The organism is Marivivens sp. JLT3646 (assembly GCF_001908835.1).
Classification (GTDB): domain Bacteria; phylum Pseudomonadota; class Alphaproteobacteria; order Rhodobacterales; family Rhodobacteraceae; genus Marivivens; species Marivivens geojensis.
Map to the genome: position 1 here is coordinate 888153 of NZ_CP018572.1, position 18798 is coordinate 906950.

The 18798-nt window shown below is 57.2% G+C and carries 15 protein-coding genes; 6 read left to right on the plus strand and 9 right to left on the minus strand.

Going from position 1 to position 18798, the window contains the following annotated elements; translation table 11 throughout:
- Positions 1 to 168 precede the first annotated feature (168 nt).
- The 3 genes from BSK21_RS04440 to kynU are packed head-to-tail and all read right to left on the minus strand — an operon-like array spanning position 169 to position 4111.
- Positions 169 to 2391, minus strand: coding sequence for a molybdopterin cofactor-binding domain-containing protein (locus BSK21_RS04440; protein WP_067549344.1), 2223 nt, complete (start codon positions 2389 to 2391; stop codon positions 169 to 171).
- A gap of 2 nt (positions 2392 to 2393) precedes the next feature.
- A complete protein-coding gene (locus BSK21_RS04445; RefSeq protein WP_067549341.1) occupies positions 2394 to 2858 on the minus strand; it encodes a (2Fe-2S)-binding protein in 465 nt (154 codons plus the stop codon).
- Between the two features lie 59 nt (positions 2859 to 2917).
- Positions 2918 to 4111, minus strand: coding sequence for a kynureninase (gene kynU, locus BSK21_RS04450; RefSeq protein ID WP_067549338.1), 1194 nt, complete (start codon positions 4109 to 4111; stop codon positions 2918 to 2920).
- 116 nt (positions 4112 to 4227) lie between these two features.
- Between kynU and BSK21_RS04455 the strand changes: the two genes are divergently transcribed.
- From BSK21_RS04455 to BSK21_RS04465, 3 genes are all read left to right on the plus strand, one after another.
- A complete protein-coding gene (locus BSK21_RS04455; protein ID WP_067549335.1) occupies positions 4228 to 4677 on the plus strand; it encodes an isoprenylcysteine carboxylmethyltransferase family protein in 450 nt (149 codons plus the stop codon).
- A gap of 119 nt (positions 4678 to 4796) precedes the next feature.
- Positions 4797 to 6368, plus strand: coding sequence for a Re/Si-specific NAD(P)(+) transhydrogenase subunit alpha (locus BSK21_RS04460; RefSeq protein WP_067549332.1), 1572 nt, complete (start codon positions 4797 to 4799; stop codon positions 6366 to 6368).
- A 13-nt stretch (positions 6369 to 6381) separates the two neighbouring features.
- Positions 6382 to 7857, plus strand: a complete 1476-nt coding sequence (locus BSK21_RS04465; RefSeq protein ID WP_067549330.1) for an NAD(P)(+) transhydrogenase (Re/Si-specific) subunit beta — start codon at positions 6382 to 6384, stop codon at positions 7855 to 7857.
- Positions 7858 to 7914: 57 nt separating this feature from the next.
- Here BSK21_RS04465 and BSK21_RS04470 read toward each other — a convergent pair whose 3' ends face one another.
- Positions 7915 to 8511 carry a pseudouridine synthase gene (locus BSK21_RS04470; protein WP_067549327.1) on the minus strand — a complete coding sequence of 199 codons (597 nt, stop codon included), beginning with the start codon at positions 8509 to 8511 and terminating at the stop codon, positions 7915 to 7917.
- A gap of 302 nt (positions 8512 to 8813) precedes the next feature.
- Here BSK21_RS04470 and BSK21_RS04475 point away from each other — a divergent pair, with 302 nt between their 5' ends.
- Positions 8814 to 9986: a type III PLP-dependent enzyme gene (locus tag BSK21_RS04475; protein WP_067549324.1), complete on the plus strand. Its 1173-nt coding sequence runs from the start codon at positions 8814 to 8816 to the stop codon at positions 9984 to 9986.
- Positions 9987 to 10118: 132 nt separating this feature from the next.
- Positions 10119 to 11405, plus strand: coding sequence for a DUF3422 family protein (locus BSK21_RS04480; RefSeq protein ID WP_067549321.1), 1287 nt, complete (start codon positions 10119 to 10121; stop codon positions 11403 to 11405).
- Positions 11406 to 11416: 11 nt separating this feature from the next.
- Here the strand turns inward: BSK21_RS04480 and BSK21_RS04485 are convergent, their stop codons facing one another.
- The 5 genes from BSK21_RS04485 to BSK21_RS04505 all read right to left on the minus strand — a co-directional run bounded on the left by BSK21_RS04485 (position 11417) and on the right by BSK21_RS04505 (position 17155).
- On the minus strand, positions 11417 to 12349 hold the full coding sequence (locus BSK21_RS04485; protein WP_067549318.1) for an ABC transporter permease: 933 nt from the start codon (positions 12347 to 12349) through the stop codon (positions 11417 to 11419).
- Positions 12342 to 13349 carry an ABC transporter permease gene (locus BSK21_RS04490; protein WP_067549315.1) on the minus strand — a complete coding sequence of 336 codons (1008 nt, stop codon included), beginning with the start codon at positions 13347 to 13349 and terminating at the stop codon, positions 12342 to 12344. The genes BSK21_RS04485 and BSK21_RS04490 overlap by 8 nt, the downstream gene beginning before the upstream one ends.
- Positions 13350 to 13416: 67 nt before the next feature.
- Positions 13417 to 15120 carry a peptide ABC transporter substrate-binding protein gene (locus BSK21_RS04495; RefSeq protein ID WP_067549312.1) on the minus strand — a complete coding sequence of 568 codons (1704 nt, stop codon included), beginning with the start codon at positions 15118 to 15120 and terminating at the stop codon, positions 13417 to 13419.
- A 57-nt stretch (positions 15121 to 15177) separates the two neighbouring features.
- Positions 15178 to 16164 carry an ABC transporter ATP-binding protein gene (locus BSK21_RS04500; protein ID WP_067549310.1) on the minus strand — a complete coding sequence of 329 codons (987 nt, stop codon included), beginning with the start codon at positions 16162 to 16164 and terminating at the stop codon, positions 15178 to 15180.
- Entirely contained in the window at positions 16157 to 17155 is a 999-nt protein-coding gene (locus BSK21_RS04505; protein WP_067549307.1) for an ABC transporter ATP-binding protein, read from the minus strand. The genes BSK21_RS04500 and BSK21_RS04505 overlap by 8 nt, the downstream gene beginning before the upstream one ends.
- Before the next feature lie 273 nt (positions 17156 to 17428).
- Between BSK21_RS04505 and BSK21_RS04510 the strand changes: the two genes are divergently transcribed.
- The gene (locus tag BSK21_RS04510; RefSeq protein WP_067549304.1) at positions 17429 to 18769 is read left to right on the plus strand and encodes an FAD-binding oxidoreductase; all 1341 of its coding nucleotides are present in this window, start codon (positions 17429 to 17431) and stop codon (positions 18767 to 18769) included.
- The last annotated feature ends 29 nt before the right edge of the window (positions 18770 to 18798 follow it).

The window sequence follows — 18798 nt, forward strand, 5'->3', positions numbered from 1 at the left end:
CCACACTATTCACCGCAATCGAATCGGACTGCGGACATTTCCTTGAGAATAGGTGTGGGTAGCTACTGGGGCGTTAATTGGAGCCTATCGTGGTGAGTCCGTGGCGAATTGAGGCATTGTTATGTCCAAAAGGTTATAAAGTTCGCTCCGTTTGGAAGCAATGCGTCGCTAAACAAAGATATAATCGCGCCACAGAGGAAGGCTCCGAGGCCGTTGTTTCGTCAGGCTGAACAATGCATTGGCCAATGCTGGCGCCGCTGGGGGCGTTCCTGGCTCGCCAACACCACTGATGTGGAGTGCATTTTCCAGAACATTTACTTCAATTTGTGGGCAACTCGCCATGCGCAGGCCGTCGTAGTCGGGGAAGTTGAACTGATCGACTTCGCCGTCCGTGTGGGTGATCTCTCCGTGAATGGCGGCGGATAGCCCGTAGATGCATCCGCCCATCATCTGGGCCTTAATGTTATGAGGATCGAGAGCGACGCCCGGATCACAAGCAATCCAGACGTTTTCGATTTTTATGCCTCGGCCCGTGTCTCGCACTTCGATGACTTGAGCAACGGGCGTGCCAAACGAATACGTGAAGGCAACGCCGCGCCCGACGCCCGAAGGGAGCGGACTATTCCAGTTCGACATGTCGCGAACCGTTTCGAGGACTTTGGCGCTGGGCGCGTGTTCTGGAGTGATCAGTTCCAGACGAAACTCGAGCGGGTCGCGTCCGGCAGCATGGGCCATTTCGTCGATAAAGCTATCAAAGAAGAAGCCGCCATAGCTTGCGCCCACAGACCGCCAGAACCCAACGGGGACATCGAGGTCGGCTTTGTATCCACGGACCCGATAGTTCGGAATGGCATAAGGCTGGTCGTAGACGCCCGCGACCAGTTCAGTATCAGGACCACCCATCGAACGACCGAGCCAGCGTTGCATCGCTTGATGTGAACACGATGGCGCTGCGATATCGGCGGAAAGCAACACCGCTTTGCCATCCTGCACCGTGCCTGACAGTCGGGCAATGGCCGCAGGGCGGTAGAAGTCGTGGCGCATGTCCTCTTCGCGGGACCATGTGACCTGAACCGGCGTGTCGGGCATTTCGCGGGCTACACGCGCGGCAAGCACGGCAAAGTCGTATTCCCCACGTCGTCCAAAACCGCCCCCCATGAGGGTCGTGTGAACGGTGACCTGCTCGGGCTCAAGCCCGACGGCCTTTGCGCACCAATCGCGCACAAGGATCGGCCCTTGGTTCGGGGACCAAAGCTCGAGAGCGCTGCCCGTGAAGAGCGCGGTCGTCGTCATCGGTTCCATCGTCGCATGGGCGAGGAAAGGGACGCGGTATTCGGCGGTGATCGCGGCTGGAACGCTCTCAACATCGCCCTCATTGCGGGCGGTGCTGTTGGGCTCGCTGTTAAACGCCTGTTCGATGATCGCGAATTGGGCCTCAGTATCGGCGGGATAAGTCGCGTCTTCCCAGTCAAATGTGATTGCATCAGCCGCCTGCATGGCGAGCCACGTGTTAGTTGCCACCACCGCGACACCGTCGCCAAGGTCGATGATTTTTTCGACGCCCTCCATCAAGAGCGCCTCTGAGGCATCAAATCCGCGCATGCCACTGCGTTTGGGGTTCATCTTTACCGTGGCGAACCTCATGTCGGGCAATCGCACATCGACGCCATAGGTGGCCGTGCCCGTCGATTTCGCGACCATATCGGTGCGAGGCTGTGAGGTGCCGAGGATTTTCCAGTCGCTCCGATCGCGAAGGGTAACGTTTCGCGCGGGCAGGGCGGCGGCGTCGGTCGCGAGGTCGGTGTAAGCAATCGTCGTGCCATCGGTGGCAATGACAGTGCCCGCTTCGGTTCGAAGGCTGTTCGCCGCGACGTTCAGCCGTTTGGCCGCTGCCTCGATCAACATCTGACGCGCCTGCGCACCTGCTTCGCGCATTTTTACGTAGGCGTCGCGGGTCGAGGTTGATCCACCTGTCACCTGAAGGTTCAGGAATTTCGCAGCGTTGCCAACGAATTCGGCGGCATCGTGCACCCAAGGTTTGCGCTGGTATTCGATGACGGGGATCGCGTTGCCCAAGAGTGCTTGGTTGAAATAGGCCTTCGCAGGGGGACCATGGATCACTGTGATCTGGTCGAGCGTGACATCTAATTCTTCGGCGACAAGGGCCGCCAGCGTGGTTTGGACGCCTTGGCCCATTTCGGCACGTGGGGCGACAATCGTGATGCCCGTGGCGTCGATGATCACATAGGCATTCAGCGCGGCACCTGTGTCAGGCGCAAGCGGGTTCGGCGGCGTTTCAACCATTTTATAATAGCCGAAAGCCGCGCCGCCTGTGACAGCAACAGCCCCAAAGAGAAACGTGCGGCGGGCAATTTTACCGATGCGGGACATGATTACGCCTCCTGCAGTTTTTTGGCGGCGTCATGGATCGCGGCGCGGATACGGGGGTAGGTGCCACAGCGGCAGAGGTTGCCGTTCATCGCTTCGTCGATATCGTCGTCTGTTGGGGCGACGTTCTGCGCGAGGAGGGCGGCGGCTTGCATGATCTGGCCCGACTGACAGTAGCCACACTGTGCGACCTGATGGTCGATCCAAGCCTGTTGGACCACCGCAACGGCATCTGGCGTGCCGATCCCTTCGATGGTGGTGACGGCGCCCCATACGTCGCCGAGCGCGACCTGACAGGACCGAACGGCCTCCCCATCGATGTGCACAGTGCAGGCACCACAGGCCGCAACGCCACAGCCATATTTCGTGCCGGTTAAGTGTAGCGCGTCGCGCAGCACCCAGAGCAAGGGCACATTATCGGGCAAGTCCACCGCATGAGCGGTCCCATTGATCGTCAGTGTCCGTGCCAAGATCGCCTCCAGATTGATACGATGGATATAGGACTTCCTTTTCCCGCTGAAAGGTCAGGTTACGTGACGGCGGCGTGTTTTTTGTATTGAGGGTCGTCCCAAAGGCGGTTGGTCATGACGTCCGCGATGATCTCAACGGCGTGGTCTATGTCGTTCTCTGAGAGATAAAGCGGTGTGATGCCAAAGCGCATGATATTTGGCGCGCGAAAATCGCCGATGACACCGCGGGTGATCAAGGCTTGCATCGCGGCATAGCCATCGTCAAAGGCGAAAGAAACCTGCGATCCCCGCTCGGCAGGGTCACGCGGACTGACGAGGGCGAGCATCGGGCAGGCGGCCTCGACCCCTTGGATGAACCGTTGTGACAGCTCGATGGAGCGTGCCCGAAGGTCGTCCATGTCCACATCGTCCCACACATCCAGTGCCGCGTCCAAAGCGGCCAGCGCTAAAACGGGTGGGGTGCCGCAGCGCATCCGATCAATGCCACCGCCAGCGCGGTAGTCGGGATCGAAGGCAAAAGGTGCCTCGTGGCCGAGCCAGCCAGAGAGGGCAGGGCGGCAGTCAGGCGCGAGGTCGGGTCGGATATAGATGAACGCAGGCGCACCCGGTCCGCCGTTGAGGAATTTGTAAGTGCAGCCCACCGCGAAATCGACGCCGCTTTCTGTCAGGGCGACGGGCAGCGCGCCCGCGGAATGCGCGAGATCCCAGATGACCAATGCGCCGACCGCGTGGGCCTTGGCGATGATCGCGGCCATGTCGTGTTTGCGGCCTGTGCGGTAGTCGACCTCTGTCACCATCACGACGGCGACCTCATCCGTGATGGCATTTATGACCGCCTCTGGCGCAACGGTTTTCAGGCTGTGACCTTTGCCGATGGTCCCAATGAGCCCCTGCGCCATATAGAGGTCAGAGGGGAAGTTCCCCGTGTCCGACAGGATCACCCGACGATCAGGGCGCAGGTCTAGCGCAGACGCCAATGCCTGATGAACCTTGATCGAAAGGGTGTCGCCCATCACGATGGTTCCCGCAGCCGCACCGACAAGGCGACCAACGCGATCCCCGATCCGACGCGGGTCATTCATCCATCCTGCCTTGTTCCAAGCCGTAATCAGCATGGTGCCCCATTCATCGGCCATTCGTGCGGCAACACGAGCCGAAGCCGTGCGCTGCAGCGGGCCCAAAGAGTTTCCATCCAAATAGATCACGCCTTCAGGCAGATCGAACATGTCGCGGGTTTTTGAGAAATCAGTCATGGTGCGATGGAAATATAGCGGAGTGTGATTTGGCAAGCCCTGCCGCGCTCACCTGTCGCATGACGTCACGAGAATTGAGGCGTGACAGTTCATAAGACTGGGGGCATCGTTCACTCATGAAAATGATTGATATTCCCCCCGTCTGGTTGGCTCTTTGCATCGCGCTTGCGTGGTGGCTGGGCCTGAATGATCCGTTTGGTTTGTCGTTGGGACATCCCGTGACGCAAATGCTGTCAGGTGTTCTGATCGGTGGCGGCGTGATTTTGATGCTTCTTGCGGTCGTTGAGATGCGAAAATGGCGCACGACCTTCGTACCACATCGCGTTCCGACCCATTTGGTGCAGTCAGGCATCTTTAAACGGACCCGAAATCCGATTTATCTCGGCGATGCTTTGGTGTTGGCGGGGGTGATCCTCTGGCTTGATGCGCCTATCGCATTGCCACTATTGCCAATTTTCGTCTGGTGGATCGAAAAACACTTCATCATCCCCGAAGAAAATAGGATGCGAAAAACGTTTCGCGCGGACTTTGCGCGGTACTGCCTAAAAACCCGACGCTGGTTGTGAGCGTTAACACTCTAACACCTTGTTCAGTATGCATTTGTATACTTTATAACCATCGCTTGTGAAATAATATTGCTTTGGGTATGCGGTTCTGGATGAGGAAATTTTAAGGGGGATTGTCCGTGAAAATCGGCGCACCTAAAGAGATACTCGAGGGCGAAAACAGGGTCGCGATTACGCCTGCTTCGGCTAAGGATCTACAGAAGCTAGGTTACGAGTGCGTAATCGAATCCGGTGCTGGCGCAAATGCTGGCTTTTCTGACGAGATGTACAAAGAGGCTGGGGTCGAAGTGGTGAAAACCGCGGCGGCGCTGTTCAAAGCTGTCGACATCGTTGCAAAGGTCCGCATTCCGACCGACGCAGAGATCAAGCGTCTGTCCAAAGGCCAGACCATGATCACCTTCTTTAACCCTGGTGCAAACGAAGAGGGCCTGAAACTGGCTGCTTCAAAAGGCGCTAGCGTTATTGCGATGGAAATGGTTCCGCGTATCTCGCGCGCTCAGAAGATGGACGCGCTGTCGTCGATGGCGAACATCGCGGGCTATCGTGCGGTAATCGAAGCGGGTAACAACTTTGGTCGTTTCTTTACGGGTCAGATCACCGCTGCTGGTAAAGTTCCCCCTGCGAAAGTTCTGGTTGTTGGCGCTGGTGTGGCTGGTCTGGCTGCGATCGGTACCTCGACCTCTCTGGGTGCAATCACTTACGCATTCGACGTTCGTCCCGAAGTGGCCGAGCAGGTTGAATCGATGGGTGCAGAGTTTGTGTACCTTGATTTCGAAGAAGAACAGCAAGACGGCGCCGCAACGGGCGGTTACGCATCGGTTTCTTCGCCTGAATTCCGCGAAGCTCAGCTGAAGAAATTCCGCGAGCTGGCACCGGAAGTCGATATCGTGATCACCACTGCGCTGATCCCGAACCGCGAAGCGCCGGAGCTTTGGACCGAAGACATGGTTCAGGCCATGAAACCGGGTTCGGTCATTGTTGACCTTGCTGCTGAAAAAGGCGGTAACTGTAAACTGACCGTCAAAGACGAAAAGATCGTGACCCCGAACGGTGTGACCATCATCGGCTATACCGACTTCCCGTCGCGGATGGCGGCTCAGGCATCGACCCTTTATGCGACGAACATTCGTCACATGATGACCGACCTGACCCCGAACAAGGACGGCGTCGTGGTTCACAACATGGAAGACGACGTTATCCGTTCGTCGACCGTCACCCACGAAGGCGAGATCACATTCCCGCCGCCGCCGCTCAAGATTCAGGCGATTGCTGCGAAATCGCAGGAAAAACCAAAAGAACTGACCCCCGAAGAAAAACGCGCTGCCGAAGTCGCCGCGTTCAAAGCACAAACGAAACAGCAGGTTACCTTGTTGGCGATCGGTGGTGCGATCCTTCTAGGGATCGGTCTGGTGGCTCCAGCCTCGTTCATGCAGCACTTCATCGTGTTCGTTCTGTCCGTATTCATCGGTTTCCAAGTTATCTGGAACGTGAGCCACTCGCTCCACACACCGCTGATGGCAGTGACCAACGCAATCTCGTCGATCATCATTCTGGGCGCTCTGATGCAAATCGGGTCCGGATCGTGGTTGGTGATTATCCTCGCCGCGCTCTCGGTCTTTATGGCCGGTATCAACATCTTCGGCGGCTTCCTCGTGACACGGCGCATGCTCGCCATGTTCCAGAAATCGTAAGGAGTAGGGGATCATGGAATTCGGATTTACTACAGCGGCCTATGTGGTCGCGGCTGTCCTCTTCATCCTGTCGCTCGGCGGTCTGTCGGGTCAGGAAAGTGCAAAACGCGCCGTATGGTACGGCATCGTCGGCATGGCGCTGGCGGTTGCAGCAACCCTCGTTGGCCCTGGCGCTGGTCTTTGGTTGCTGTCGGTCCTGCTCATCATCGGCGGTGGTCTGATCGGCTACTACGTTGCGATGAAAGTTCAAATGACAGAGATGCCGCAACTGGTTGCTGCGATGCACTCTCTCGTTGGTCTGGCGGCTGTGTTCGTTGGTTTTATCGCGCACTTTGAACTATCGAACGTCATGCACGTTATGGGCGGCATGTCGTCGACCCTGTCCGAAGCTGGCAAGCAGATGATGCTTCATGACATGCACCTCGGTGCATTCGCCGAACTACTGGCGCACAAAACGCCTGTTGAGCAGAGCATCCTGCGGGTTGAACTGTTCCTCGGCATTTTCATCGGTGCTGTGACATTCACCGGCTCGGTTATCGCTTATGGTAAACTTGCAGGCAAAGTGTCTTCGGCTGCGACCAAACTTCCGGGCGGTCACATGCTGAATGCTGGCGCGGCGATTATCTCTGCGCTTTGCCTTGTATGGTACTTCAACACCGGTGGCATGCTGCCGCTGGCAATCATGACCCTCGCGGCGCTGTTCATCGGCTACCACCTGATCATGGGTATCGGCGGCGCGGACATGCCTGTCGTTGTGTCGATGCTGAACTCCTACTCAGGTTGGGCTGCGGCTGCGATCGGCTTCTCGCTTGGCAACGACCTTCTGATCGTTGTGGGTGCGCTGGTTGGTTCCTCGGGTGCGATCCTGTCCTACATCATGTGTAAAGCGATGAACCGTTCGTTCATCAGCGTTATCCTAGGTGGTTTCGGCGGCACTGCTGGCCCAGCCATGGAAATCGAAGGCGAACAGGTTGCGATCGACGTTGATGGCGTGGCGACGGCTCTGGAAGAAGCTGACAACATCATCATCATCCCGGGCTACGGTATGGCCGTTGCACAGGCACAGCAGTCGGTTTCCGAACTGACCAAGCGTCTGCGTGCACGTGGTAAGAACGTTCGCTTTGCGATCCACCCTGTTGCAGGTCGTCTGCCGGGTCACATGAACGTTCTCTTGGCCGAAGCGAAGGTTCCTTATGACATCGTTCTTGAAATGGACGAGATCAACGAGGACTTCCCAGAGACCGACGTTGCGATCGTTATCGGTTCGAACGACATCGTGAACCCAGCCGCCCAAGAAGACCCGAACAGCCCAATCGCGGGTATGCCGGTTCTGGAATGCTGGAAAGCGAAACAGGTATTCGTCTCGAAGCGTGGTCAGGGCACTGGCTACTCGGGCATCGAAAACCCGCTGTTCTACAAAGAGAACACCCGCATGTTCTACGGCGACGCGAAAAAGTCGCTCGACGAACTGCTCACCAAAATCCAGTAATCTAGTCGATTACGAACAAAGGGCCTCGCGATCAGCGGGGCCCTTTTGCGTTTGGGATTAGTATTTCCGTTTAAAGGGGCGGCGGATGATCTTGGGTGCGGGCGCGGGAACGTCGATTTCGCGCCATTCGCCCAAACCCAGCCCCTCGACCGTCCACTCTGCAATCTGCCATCGAACGAGCCGCAGGGTCGGGAACCCCACCGCCGCCGTCATGCGGCGCACCTGACGGTTACGCCCTTCAGTGATGGTGATCTCGATCCATGTGTCTGGTACGGTCTTGCGGAACCGCACGGGCGGGTCACGTTCCCACAGGGCAGGGGAGTCGATCACGCGGGCCTTGGCTGGGCGACAGGGGCCATCGTTGAGCGTCACACCATCACGAAGCGGCTGAAGGTCCGCATCGGTTGCGGCGCCTTCGACGAGCGCGAGGTATGTTTTCGGCTCTTTGTACTTCGGGTTGCTGATCGCAGCTTGCAGCGGGCCATTGTCGGTCAACAAAAGCAACCCCTCACTATCCCGATCCAGACGCCCTGCAGGGTAGACGCCAGACGGTAATCCGAACTCTGACAAGGTGCGGCGCGGGGTCGGGTTCTTTGCGTCGGTGAACTGGGTCAGAACGTCAAAGGGTTTGTTGAAGAGGATCAGTCTAGCCATGCTGTTGTCTTATCCTTGAATCCCTATCAGCGCCATTCATTGATTTGATCAAATCCACCTCGATGAAGCCCTTGAAAATAAGGGATTTGATCAAAAGGCCGCTGATGTGAAAATTATTTTGCCCTCGTGCAAATTTTCTCTTGAAACGACTCTGCGTTTGCATCACATGCCCGCTCACACAGACGCCAACGCACGCGCCTCTGGCCTCGGGGACATACCCGAGTGTTATGCAGCGACGGTAACGTCTCACTGGAAAACTGGTCGGGACCATTCTGGGACCGGGTCTTTTGGAGAGATGACCGATGACTGCACAATTTGCCGGGGCGGCTGACGCCACCCGTGTTTTTGATCCTTACCGACTTGATGCTTATGTCGCTGCGAACGATTTCGATCGCCCGACGCTCGTGATCGACGTTGATCGCGTTGAAGAGCAGTATAACGCTCTCAAAGCTGGCCTTGGCCGCGCTGACATTCATTATGCCGTCAAAGCAAACCCTGCGCTGGATGTGATCCACCGCCTGGTTCAAAAGGGATCGCACTTTGACGCGGCATCGCGTGCAGAGATCGAAATATGCTTGTCCCAAGGGGCGCGTCCCGAAACGATTTCGTTTGGGAACACCATCAAACGTCCGTCGGACATCGCTTGGGCATTTGAATCGGGCATCACCCTTTTTGCGGCTGACGCAGAAGAAGAGCTGGAAAAGATCGCAGAGTTTGCTCCGAACTCGAACGTCTATATCCGCCTGATCGTTGAAGTATCGCAAGCTGACTGGCCGCTGACCCGCAAATTCGGTTGCGACGGCGATACCGCCGTGCGCCTTTTGGACTACGCGAAATCACTGGGCCTGAACCCTGCTGGGTTCTCGTTCCACGTGGGCTCGCAAACCCGCGAAGCCGCGATGTGGGGTCCGTCCCTCGATGCACTGGCGCAGATCTGGCACGCTGCAAAAGACGCAGGCCATAACCTGACCCTTCTCAACATCGGTGGTGGCTTCCCTGCATTCTACAACGAACCAATCCAAGCGCCGACCGACTACGCTGCGGCTGTTATGGCTATGGTCGAAGAGAAGTTCGGTCACGTTGAGATCATCATGGCAGAGCCGGGTCGCGGTATGGTGGCTGAAGCTGGTGTGATTGTCGCCGAAGTCCTGCTGGTGAGCCGTAAATCCGACCGTGACGTGCACCGTTGGGTCTACTTGTCGATTGGCCGTTTCTCTGGTCTTGCTGAAACCGAAGGCGAGGCGATCCGCTACCGCTTTGAAACTGCGCGCGATGACGATCCGATGGGGCCGTGCATCATGGCTGGCCCGTCCTGCGACTCCGCTGACGTGCTATATGAAAAGCGTCCGATGCCGCTGCCGATGACCCTGCGGGCTGGTGATCGCGTTCTGATCCGCAACACGGGCGCCTATACGTCGACCTATTCGTCGGTCTGCTTTAACGGCTTCCCTCCGCTCGAAGTGGTTTGCATCTAACCATAAAATTGACCTAGCGGCACACAGTATACCAATGTGTGCCGCTAAGTATTTGTATTTAAGCAATTTTTAACTTGAACTGTGATGATTGCTGGATAGTCTGCCCGCTTATACTCTAAGGCGATGCAAATAATGACTGCGACATTCGAAGATCACCCCCTACGCTACGCATTGGCAAATGAACTCCATGCGCGCCCTTTCCCTGTGATCAAGGCGCCAGGGCGGGCTGCGTATCTCGCGCTCAAACCTGCGCAGAATGCGGTTGGCCGTGACCGCGAGGCAGATCGTGCGCACCTTATCGCGTTGCTCGACCGATTTGGCGCCTCCCATCCGCAACCCGATGCGACACACTATTTTGGTCAGATCGGACGGCATTGGCTGAAATGGGAAAGCCATACAGAGTTTGTGACCTATACCCTCCTTGGCGATGGTGTGGCGGACCGCCCCTATGACGCGGCGACCTTTGGATTGTTCCCGACGGATTGGCTCGAGTCTGCACCAGGGACGCGTATGACGTCTGCCTTGATCCGGATTGAACCGATGCCTTCGGATGACGAGATCACGAGACGGATCGACGACTGGTTCGTGCCCGAGAGCCTCGCCGTGAGCCGTATGCTGGACGGTGAACTGATTGTTGCAGGTGATTTCAGGATCGATCCCGCGGGCCATATGCGCTTTGCCATTTTCGCGGCGGAGGCCTGCGGAGAACGTCGGATCGGTCGTGTCGTTCAGCGCCTCTGCGAGGTTGAGACCTATAAAACCGTGTCCATGTTGGGTCTTGCGCGCGCGCGGTCGATCGGGCCTGATCTGGGGAAACTAGAGCAAAAGCTCACCGCGCTTGTGACAGGGATGAGCAACCCCGAGATTGACGCGGCGGACACGCTGCAATCGCTTTTGGATGTATCTGCAGGGCTAGAGCAGTTGATCGCGCAAACCTCGTTCCGATTTGGCGCGACAGGGGCCTATGAGACCATTGTGAACCAACGGATCAGCATCATGCGCGAGGAGCGCTTTGGTGGGCGTCAGACGTTTGGTGAGTTCATGATGCGCCGCTTTGATCCCGCGATGCGCACCGTGAAATCGACTGAGAAGCGCCTGAATGATCTGTCCGAACGGGCGATCCGCGCAGGTGATCTGTTGCGAACAAGGGTGGATGTGGAACGGTCCGCCCAGAACCAAGCTCTGCTGACCAGTATGGATCAGCGTTCTGACCTGCAACTGAGACTCCAACGTACGGTCGAAGGGCTGTCTGTCGTGGCGATCAGCTACTACGCGCTGAACCTTGTTCTATATATTTTGGCGCCAGTCGAAAAGCTGTTCCACATTGAGAAATACTGGCTCTACGCAACTGTCACGCCGACCGTTGTGATTGCGGTTTGGCTGATCTTACGCCGTATCCAGAAATCCATGCACCACTAAGGGTAGGGGGCTTAGCGCCCCCTGATCCGTGGGTCGAGAGCGTCGCGCAGACCGTCACCGATGTAGTTCACTGCCAAAACGGTCAGCGAAATCGCGAGGCCGGGCCAGATGACGCGTTCAGGGAAGCTCTCCATCCGGTCGACGCTGTCAAAAAGCAGTTTGCCCCACGTTGGGAAATCAGACGGGAAGCCAAGGCCGAGGAACGACAGCGCGCTTTCGGTGATGATCGCGGTGGCGAGGCCGAGCGTAGCCGACACCATGATCGGCGACAGCACGTTGGGTAGTAGGTGGCGCGTGATGATCCTACGCGACGGTGCGCCGATTGACCGCGCCGCCAGCACATATTCGCGCTCTTTGATTGTCAGCACGTCACCACGGACGATACGTGCTGTGTTCATCCATGATGTAATCCCGATCCCCGTTACGATCAGCAGAAAGATACCGAACTCAGGCCCAAAGGCTGCCCGTAAGGCATCGCGGAACAAGAGCATCATGACGAGGAGGAGCGGCAAGAGCGGTAGCGATAGAACCAAATCGGTAAAGCGCATCAGTGGACCGTCGAGCCGTTTGAAATAGCCTGCAAGAACGCCAACCAGCGTGCCGATGATCAGCGACAGCAACATCGCCGTCCAACCCACGGCAAGTGAGATACGCCCGCCGTACATAAGGTTTGCCAGTACATCGCGGCCAAGGTTGTCTGACCCCAAAGGATGGTTCCAACCCCATTTTTCACCGAACAACATGCCGATGTAGAATGGTCGCATGTTCTTGTTCCGAATGTCGGATTTGGTCGGGTCTAGGTCCCATAGGTATGGACCGATAATGACAAACAGGGTGATGAAGATCAGAAAAGCAAGCCCGATCATCGCTCCGCGGTGTTGCCGGAATTGGTCCCAGATTTCACGTGCTTGCGACGGCGTTTTAACGAGGGTGGCGTCAGTCATAGCGGATCCTCGGGTCGAGCAGGCCGTAGAGGACATCTGCAATCAAGTTAAAGAGAACGATCAACACGGCAAAGATAAAGGTCAGGGTCATGACCATCGGAATGTCGTTGCCTTGAACGGCGAGGATCAACAGTTGCCCCAGCCCGTTCACCTTGAACACCTGTTCGGTGATAATCGCACCGCCAAAGACTTGGGGGACGCCCAGTGCGATTACGGTCACCACGGGGATCATCGAATTGCGAAGCACATGGCGGAGAACGACGACCTTTTCACGCATGCCTTTGGCACGAGCGGTGCGGACATAATCTTGGCCCAAGTTGTCGAGCATAGAAGCCCGCATGAAACGGCTGATCTGTGCAGCGTTATAGAGCGCGAGCACAAACACAGGCATCGCCATCTGCTTGATCTGCTGGCCAAGAGAGGCCCAGCTATCAACGACCAAGGTCGTGTCATAGATGGACGGGAACCAGCCGAGGTTCACGGAAAATACGACGATGAGTAGCACGCCTGTAAAGAAGGTCGGGACCGAAAACCCAACCATCGAGATGAACGTACCGATCTGGTCGAACCATGAATATTGATAGTAGGCGGAGGCGATCCCGATTGGGAGCGCGATCAAGACGCCGACGACATAGGACATCCCAACCACCCAAAGGGTCTGGGGAATACGTTCGGCGATGATGTCAAAGACAGGGCTTTTCGATTGGAACGAAATGATCCGCTGTGCGCCTTCGGCGAGGTCGGTCCCAAAGAGACCATCAATCCAATATTGAGGCTCAACAACAAAGAACTGATAGAGCCAAAGGTAAAATCGCACCCACCATGGCTGATCGAGGCCGAGAGCTTCGCGCATACGTTCTTTGACTTCGGGCGGGATCGACATTGGCATTTGGGCCATCGGATCGCCGGGGGAAAGCTCGAGAAGCAAGAAAATCACCAACGCAATAAATAGTAGTGTTGGGATGGCAAGCAGAAGCCGTCGGATCGTGTAAGTCAGCATGAGTGGGGTAATCCGCTGCGGTCAGGATAGTTTAGGCGCGGCAGGTAAGCCGCCGCGCCCGTTAGGATTATTCGCTACGGAACCAGTCAGCAGCATTCCACAGTTCAGAGTCCCAAGTGTTCAGGACAACACCGCCCAGCGTGTTGGATTTCGCAGACACACGGCCACGGTCCACCAGCGGGATGATGATGTTGCTGTCTTTGGTCAGGTAGTCGTTCATCGCACGTGCCAGCGCACCGCGAGCTTCCAACTCACCTGTTTGACCCAGTTCAGTGATCATCGCGTCATAGGCAGGATCACAAACGCGGTTGATGTTCTCACCTTGCCACTGAGTTTCGGGGCTTGGGATCTGGTCGCATTTGTAAGCGGACAGATAAGCCTGCGGGTCAGTGCCTGGGAAGTTGTTCGCATACATCTCTACGTCAGCGTAGAAGCGCTGGAAGGTATCTGGCGAACCTGGGTCACCACCAAAGTAGACCGACGCGTCGATGTTGCGAAGTTCAACCGACAGACCGATTTCTTCCCACCATTCTTTGATCAGGGCTTGGAAGTCCTGACGCACGGCGTTGGTCGAGGTCTGGTAGAGGATCGTCATCGGCTGACCATCGGGTGTTTCACGCACGCCGTCGCCGTTGGTGTCCACATAGCCGCCCGCATCCAGAAGCGCTTTCGCACGGTCCAGATCTTGGGTCAGACACGCGGTGTTGTCTGATGCGTAGAGCGCAGGCGCAGGGACGAGGTTACAGGTTGCACGACCTGCCTGACCGTAGCCAACCTCAACCAGAAGATCGCGGTCGATCGCGATGGACATCGCTTCGCGGACGGCTGGATCAGAGAGGTAGGGGTGCGGATGCGCAACGGTCGAACGTTCGCCTTCTGGCAGGTCCGGCGATGGGTTGGTGAGGTTGATCTCGATGCGTTCGACAAGCGTGCCGAAGCCAGAGATTGGTTCGCCTTTGCCACCAGCGGCCAGTTCTTCGATCACATCAGGTGCGAGCTGGAGGTTCCATGCGTAGTCAAACTCGCCGGTTTCCATAACCGCACGACCCGCTGCCATAGCATCACCGCCGCCCTTGAGCGTTGCGGTCGCGAAGGCAGGTTTTGCGGGATCACGATAGTTCGCGTTTGCAATGAACTGGATCACGTCGTTCACGCGGAAGTCGGTAACAACGAACGGACCAGTGCCGATGGGCATAAAGTTTGCGTCGGTGCAGGTCGGAGCATTCGCACCGAGACAGTCAGCAAACTGTGCGGCCTGAATGATCGGGCTCTCATGACCAACGAAGGGCTGGTAAGGGTTCGGCATCGGGTATTCGAATTTTACGACCACGGTGCGGTCATCCGCAGCCGTGACGCTTTCGATACCAACGAATTTAGCGCCCTGCGCACAGCCACCACCTTCGGCGGTGCAGTATTCATAGGTAAAGACCACATCGTTAGCAGTCACTGGGCTACCATCGGACCACAGAAGACCCTCTTTGATGACCCAAGTGATCTGGGTGAGGTCTTCGGTCACGCCGCCGTTTTCAACGGTCGGTACGCTCTCGGCGAGGTAGGGGACCATCGCGCCGTCTTGGTCATAACGTGCAAGCGGTTCGAGGGTCAGGGATGCTGCCTCGATGTCCTTGGTGCCGCCCGAAAGATACGGGTTCATGGTGGACGGCGCTTGCCAATAGATGATGTTCACATGGCCGTCGCTTCCGCGCTCGGCAAAGGCGGGTGCGGCGGCAAGGCCGACAACAGCGCCCATTAGAATCGTCTTAATCTTCATTTTCCTCTCCTATTGTGATGGCCCAAAGGCCGCTCGGAACGGGTGGTTTCCCGCTCTTCAGTTTTGATAAAGGTGGCAGGCCGTAACATGTCCGGGGGCAAGCTCCACCGAAGCTGGTTCGACCTCTTTGCAGATGTCCATGACCTTTGGGCAGCGCGTACAGAAGTTGCAGCCCTTGGGCGGGTTGGACGGGGACGGAACATCGCCCTGCAACACAATCCGTTCCCCACGTGCATCAGCAGAAGGGTCGGGTTCTGGAACCGCAGACAACAGCGCCTGCGTGTAGGGGTGTTTGGGCGCGGTGTAGAGAATGTCCGACGGTGCGATCTCTACGATTTTGCCCAGATACATGACGGCCACACGGTCCGCGATGTGGCGGACCATCGAAAGGTCGTGGCTGATAAACAGATAGGTCAGGCCAAACTGCTCTTGCAGATCCTCAAGCAGGTTCACGACCTGCGCCTGAATGGACACGTCAAGCGCGGCAATCGGTTCGTCACAAACGATGAACTTTGGGTTCAGGGCCAGCGCACGCGCAATCCCGATCCGTTGCCGTTGTCCGCCCGAAAACGCATGGGGATACCGGCCCGCAAAGGCGCGGTTCAAACCCACGGCGTCCATCAATTCTAGAACCTTCTCACGTTTCTCCGCAGCAGACAGCGTCGTGTGTTCGTCGAGGGGTTCGCGAATGATCGCCTCAACCGTCATACGCGGGTTGAGCGAGGCTTGCGGGTCCTGAAACACCATCTGCATGACAGGGCGCATTGACCGCAGGTCGGATTGATCTTTAGTGCCAATCTCTGTGCCATCAATCGTGATCTCGCCTTCGGTAATGTCGTAGAGCCGCAGAACAGCGCGCCCGCAGGTCGATTTACCGCAGCCCGATTCACCGACGAGGCCGAGCGTTTCGCCTTCGAACACGTCAAAGGACACGCAATCAACGGCTTTCACCTCGCCTGTGCGTTTGCGGAACAGGCCCGAATAGATCGGGAAATGCATTTTCAGGTCGCGAACGCGAACCAGTGGGGTGTGGGCATCAAACATGGGCCACCTCAGGTTCTACGAGGAAACAGGCCGCATCATGGCCGTTGCCGATCCCGTATCTGGCGGGGTTTTCTGTGCCACAGCGCGGCATCGCATGCGGGCAACGATCGCGGAAGGAGCAGGCGTTCGGGGCTGAGGATAAGATCGGGGGTTGACCTTCGATCACCGTCAACCGTTTCGCGCGTTCGCCCGACAGGGACGGCACCGTTTTCAGCAGGGCCTTTGTGTAGGGATGCTGCGGATTGCGGAACAGTTCTTTCACAGGCGCATGTTCGACCACTTGCCCGCCATACATGACCATCACCCGATCTGCGATGCCCGCAATCACGCCAAGGTCATGGGTGATCCAGATCACTGCCATTCCCAAACGGTCCCGCAAATCCTTCATCAGCTCAAGGATCTGCGCCTGAATGGTCACGTCGAGCGCGGTTGTCGGTTCGTCCGCAATTAGCACCTTTGGATCACAGGCCAACGCAATGGCGATCATTACGCGCTGACGCATCCCGCCCGAAAACTGGTGAGGGTAATCATCCAGCCGTCGCGCGGCATCAGGAATACCAACCAGCTCTAAAAGCTCTTGTGCGCGTTTCTTCGCGTCCCGCTTGGACAGGCCCATGTGGGTCCGTAGCGGCTCCATAATTTGGAAGCCGACGGTAAACACAGGGTTGAGCGAAGTCATCGGGTCCTGAAACACAAACCCGATTTCGCCGCCACGGACAGTGCGTAGTTTATCATCCGAAAGTTGTAAAAGGTCCCGCCCGTCGAACATCGCGCGGCCATTTCGGACCTCTGCAGGTGGCATCGGCAATAGCTTCAGCAACGACATCATGGTGACCGATTTGCCCGATCCGCTCTCACCGACCACACCCAATAGCTCCCCTGCGCGGAGATCAAAATCGACGTGGTTGACCGCATGGATTTCACCCTTGCGGGTGTTAAAAACGGTCTGAAGCCCCTCCACACTGAGGATGGGCTTAACAGTGTCTGGCACGAGGCGACCCTCCGCAAGTGGTTCAAATCAAAGTAGAAAACGTCTGTTCTTTGATCTGTGAAACGTAGAATTTGACCAAACGGTAGCATGAAAAAGCTGACTCGCAAGACGAATTTGTGACAGTCGTAGGCTGACCTTACGAAACTATGAGGTGTGATCGCTGAAACCCTTTGCTGCTAAAGATTTAAGCGTTTGGTCAAAAATTTTCGTTGCCTCACGCTAAAGACTTGCGAAGGTGAAATCGGCGGGTCAGCTTTGGGATGAGAGGTAAAAATGATCAAATTCCCGATTCTCGACTCATCTCCAGTTGAACACGATGCGCCGCTTCCTGATGCGGCCGACGTCGTGGTGATTGGCGCTGGTGTGGTCGGTGTGATGACCGCGTGGGAACTGGCGCGCCAGGGGCAAAAGGTCGTGCTCTTGGAAAAAGGGCGCGTGGCCTGTGAGCAGTCGTCGCGGAATTGGGGCTGGATACGGGCGCAGGGGCGCGACCCTGCAGAGCTTCCGATCGTCATGGAAGCGCGGCAGATGTGGCGCGATATGGCGGCCGAAGCTGGCGAAGATATTGGTCTGCGGACAAGCGGCGTGGCTTACCTCGCGAGACGTGAAAAGGACTTGACCGATTACGAAGCGTGGATGCCCTATGCCCGCGATGCGGGGCTCGATACTCGAATGCTGACGCGGGCTGAGGCCGCTGATCTGCTGCCCTCACAGAAATGGGCGGGGGCTATGTATACGGCCTCTGACATGAAGGCAGAGCCGTGGTTGGCCGTTCCAGCGATGGCACGTGCTGCTGCGCGTGCGGGCGTTATGATCCGCGAAAATTGCGCCGTGCGTGGGTTGGACATCGCGGCAGGTCGCGTGGTTGGTGTTTTGACCGAGGTGGGCCGTATTGCGGCGGATCGTGTTGTTCTGTCGGGCGGGGCGTGGTCGTCGTTGTTCTTGCGACGTCACGGTATTTCGATCCCACAACTTTCCGTGCGGGCGACCGTTGCCGCGACGACGCCGTTGCCAGAGGTCTTTGCGGGCGGAGGCGTCGACGATCAGATCGCATTCCGTCATCGCGCCGACGGTGGCTATTCACTCGCGGCTGGTGGGTTCCATGAGTTGTTTATCGGACCAGACGCGTTTCGGGCGCTGCCGAAGTTTCTGAAACAATTGGCCAAGGACCCTTTTGGGACGCGCTACAAACTCTGCGCGCCAAAGGGCTACCCCGATGCGTGGACGACCCCTCGAATCTGGTCAGACGATGAAGCGTCGCCGTTTGAGGTGATGCGTATTCTGAACCCTGCGCCGAACCTGCGCAAAATCGAGGATGTCCGCCAAAAATTCGCCGAATCCTTCCCGCAATTGGGTGCGGTGAAAATCGCGACCGCTTGGGCGGGGATGATTGATACGATGCCCGATATGGTGCCGATAGTGGATCATGTTCCGAACCTGCAGGGTCTGACGCTTGCAGCGGGTATGTCTGGTCACGGGTTTGGCATCGGGCCAGGGATCGGGCGGGTGACGGCACAGTTGGTCAACGGGCAAACACCGTCGCATGACCTGACACGTTTCCGATTTGACCGCTTCACGGATGGCAGCCCTATCTGCATGGGGCCGAGCCTCTGACCCCTTGAACCGCTGCGTGCTTTGCACCA

Excerpts from the sequence above, each read along its gene's own strand:
- BSK21_RS04465 (WP_067549330.1), top strand. The coding sequence starts at position 6,382 with ATGGAATTCGGATTTACTACAGCGGCCTATGTGGTCGCGGCTGTCCTC.
- BSK21_RS04470 (WP_067549327.1), bottom strand. The coding sequence starts at position 8,511 with ATGGCTAGACTGATCCTCTTCAACAAACCCTTTGACGTTCTGACCCAG.
- kynU (WP_067549338.1), bottom strand. The coding sequence starts at position 4,111 with ATGACTGATTTCTCAAAAACCCGCGACATGTTCGATCTGCCTGAAGGC.
- BSK21_RS04490 (WP_067549315.1), bottom strand. The coding sequence starts at position 13,349 with ATGCTGACTTACACGATCCGACGGCTTCTGCTTGCCATCCCAACACTA.
- BSK21_RS04475 (WP_067549324.1), top strand. The coding sequence starts at position 8,814 with ATGACTGCACAATTTGCCGGGGCGGCTGACGCCACCCGTGTTTTTGAT.
- BSK21_RS04500 (WP_067549310.1), bottom strand. The coding sequence starts at position 16,164 with ATGTTTGATGCCCACACCCCACTGGTTCGCGTTCGCGACCTGAAAATG.
- BSK21_RS04455 (WP_067549335.1), top strand. The coding sequence starts at position 4,228 with ATGAAAATGATTGATATTCCCCCCGTCTGGTTGGCTCTTTGCATCGCG.
- BSK21_RS04440 (WP_067549344.1), bottom strand. The coding sequence starts at position 2,391 with ATGTCCCGCATCGGTAAAATTGCCCGCCGCACGTTTCTCTTTGGGGCT.
- BSK21_RS04495 (WP_067549312.1), bottom strand. The coding sequence starts at position 15,120 with ATGAAGATTAAGACGATTCTAATGGGCGCTGTTGTCGGCCTTGCCGCC.
- BSK21_RS04480 (WP_067549321.1), top strand. The coding sequence starts at position 10,119 with ATGACTGCGACATTCGAAGATCACCCCCTACGCTACGCATTGGCAAAT.
- BSK21_RS04485 (WP_067549318.1), bottom strand. The coding sequence starts at position 12,349 with ATGACTGACGCCACCCTCGTTAAAACGCCGTCGCAAGCACGTGAAATC.
- BSK21_RS04510 (WP_067549304.1), top strand. The coding sequence starts at position 17,429 with ATGATCAAATTCCCGATTCTCGACTCATCTCCAGTTGAACACGATGCG.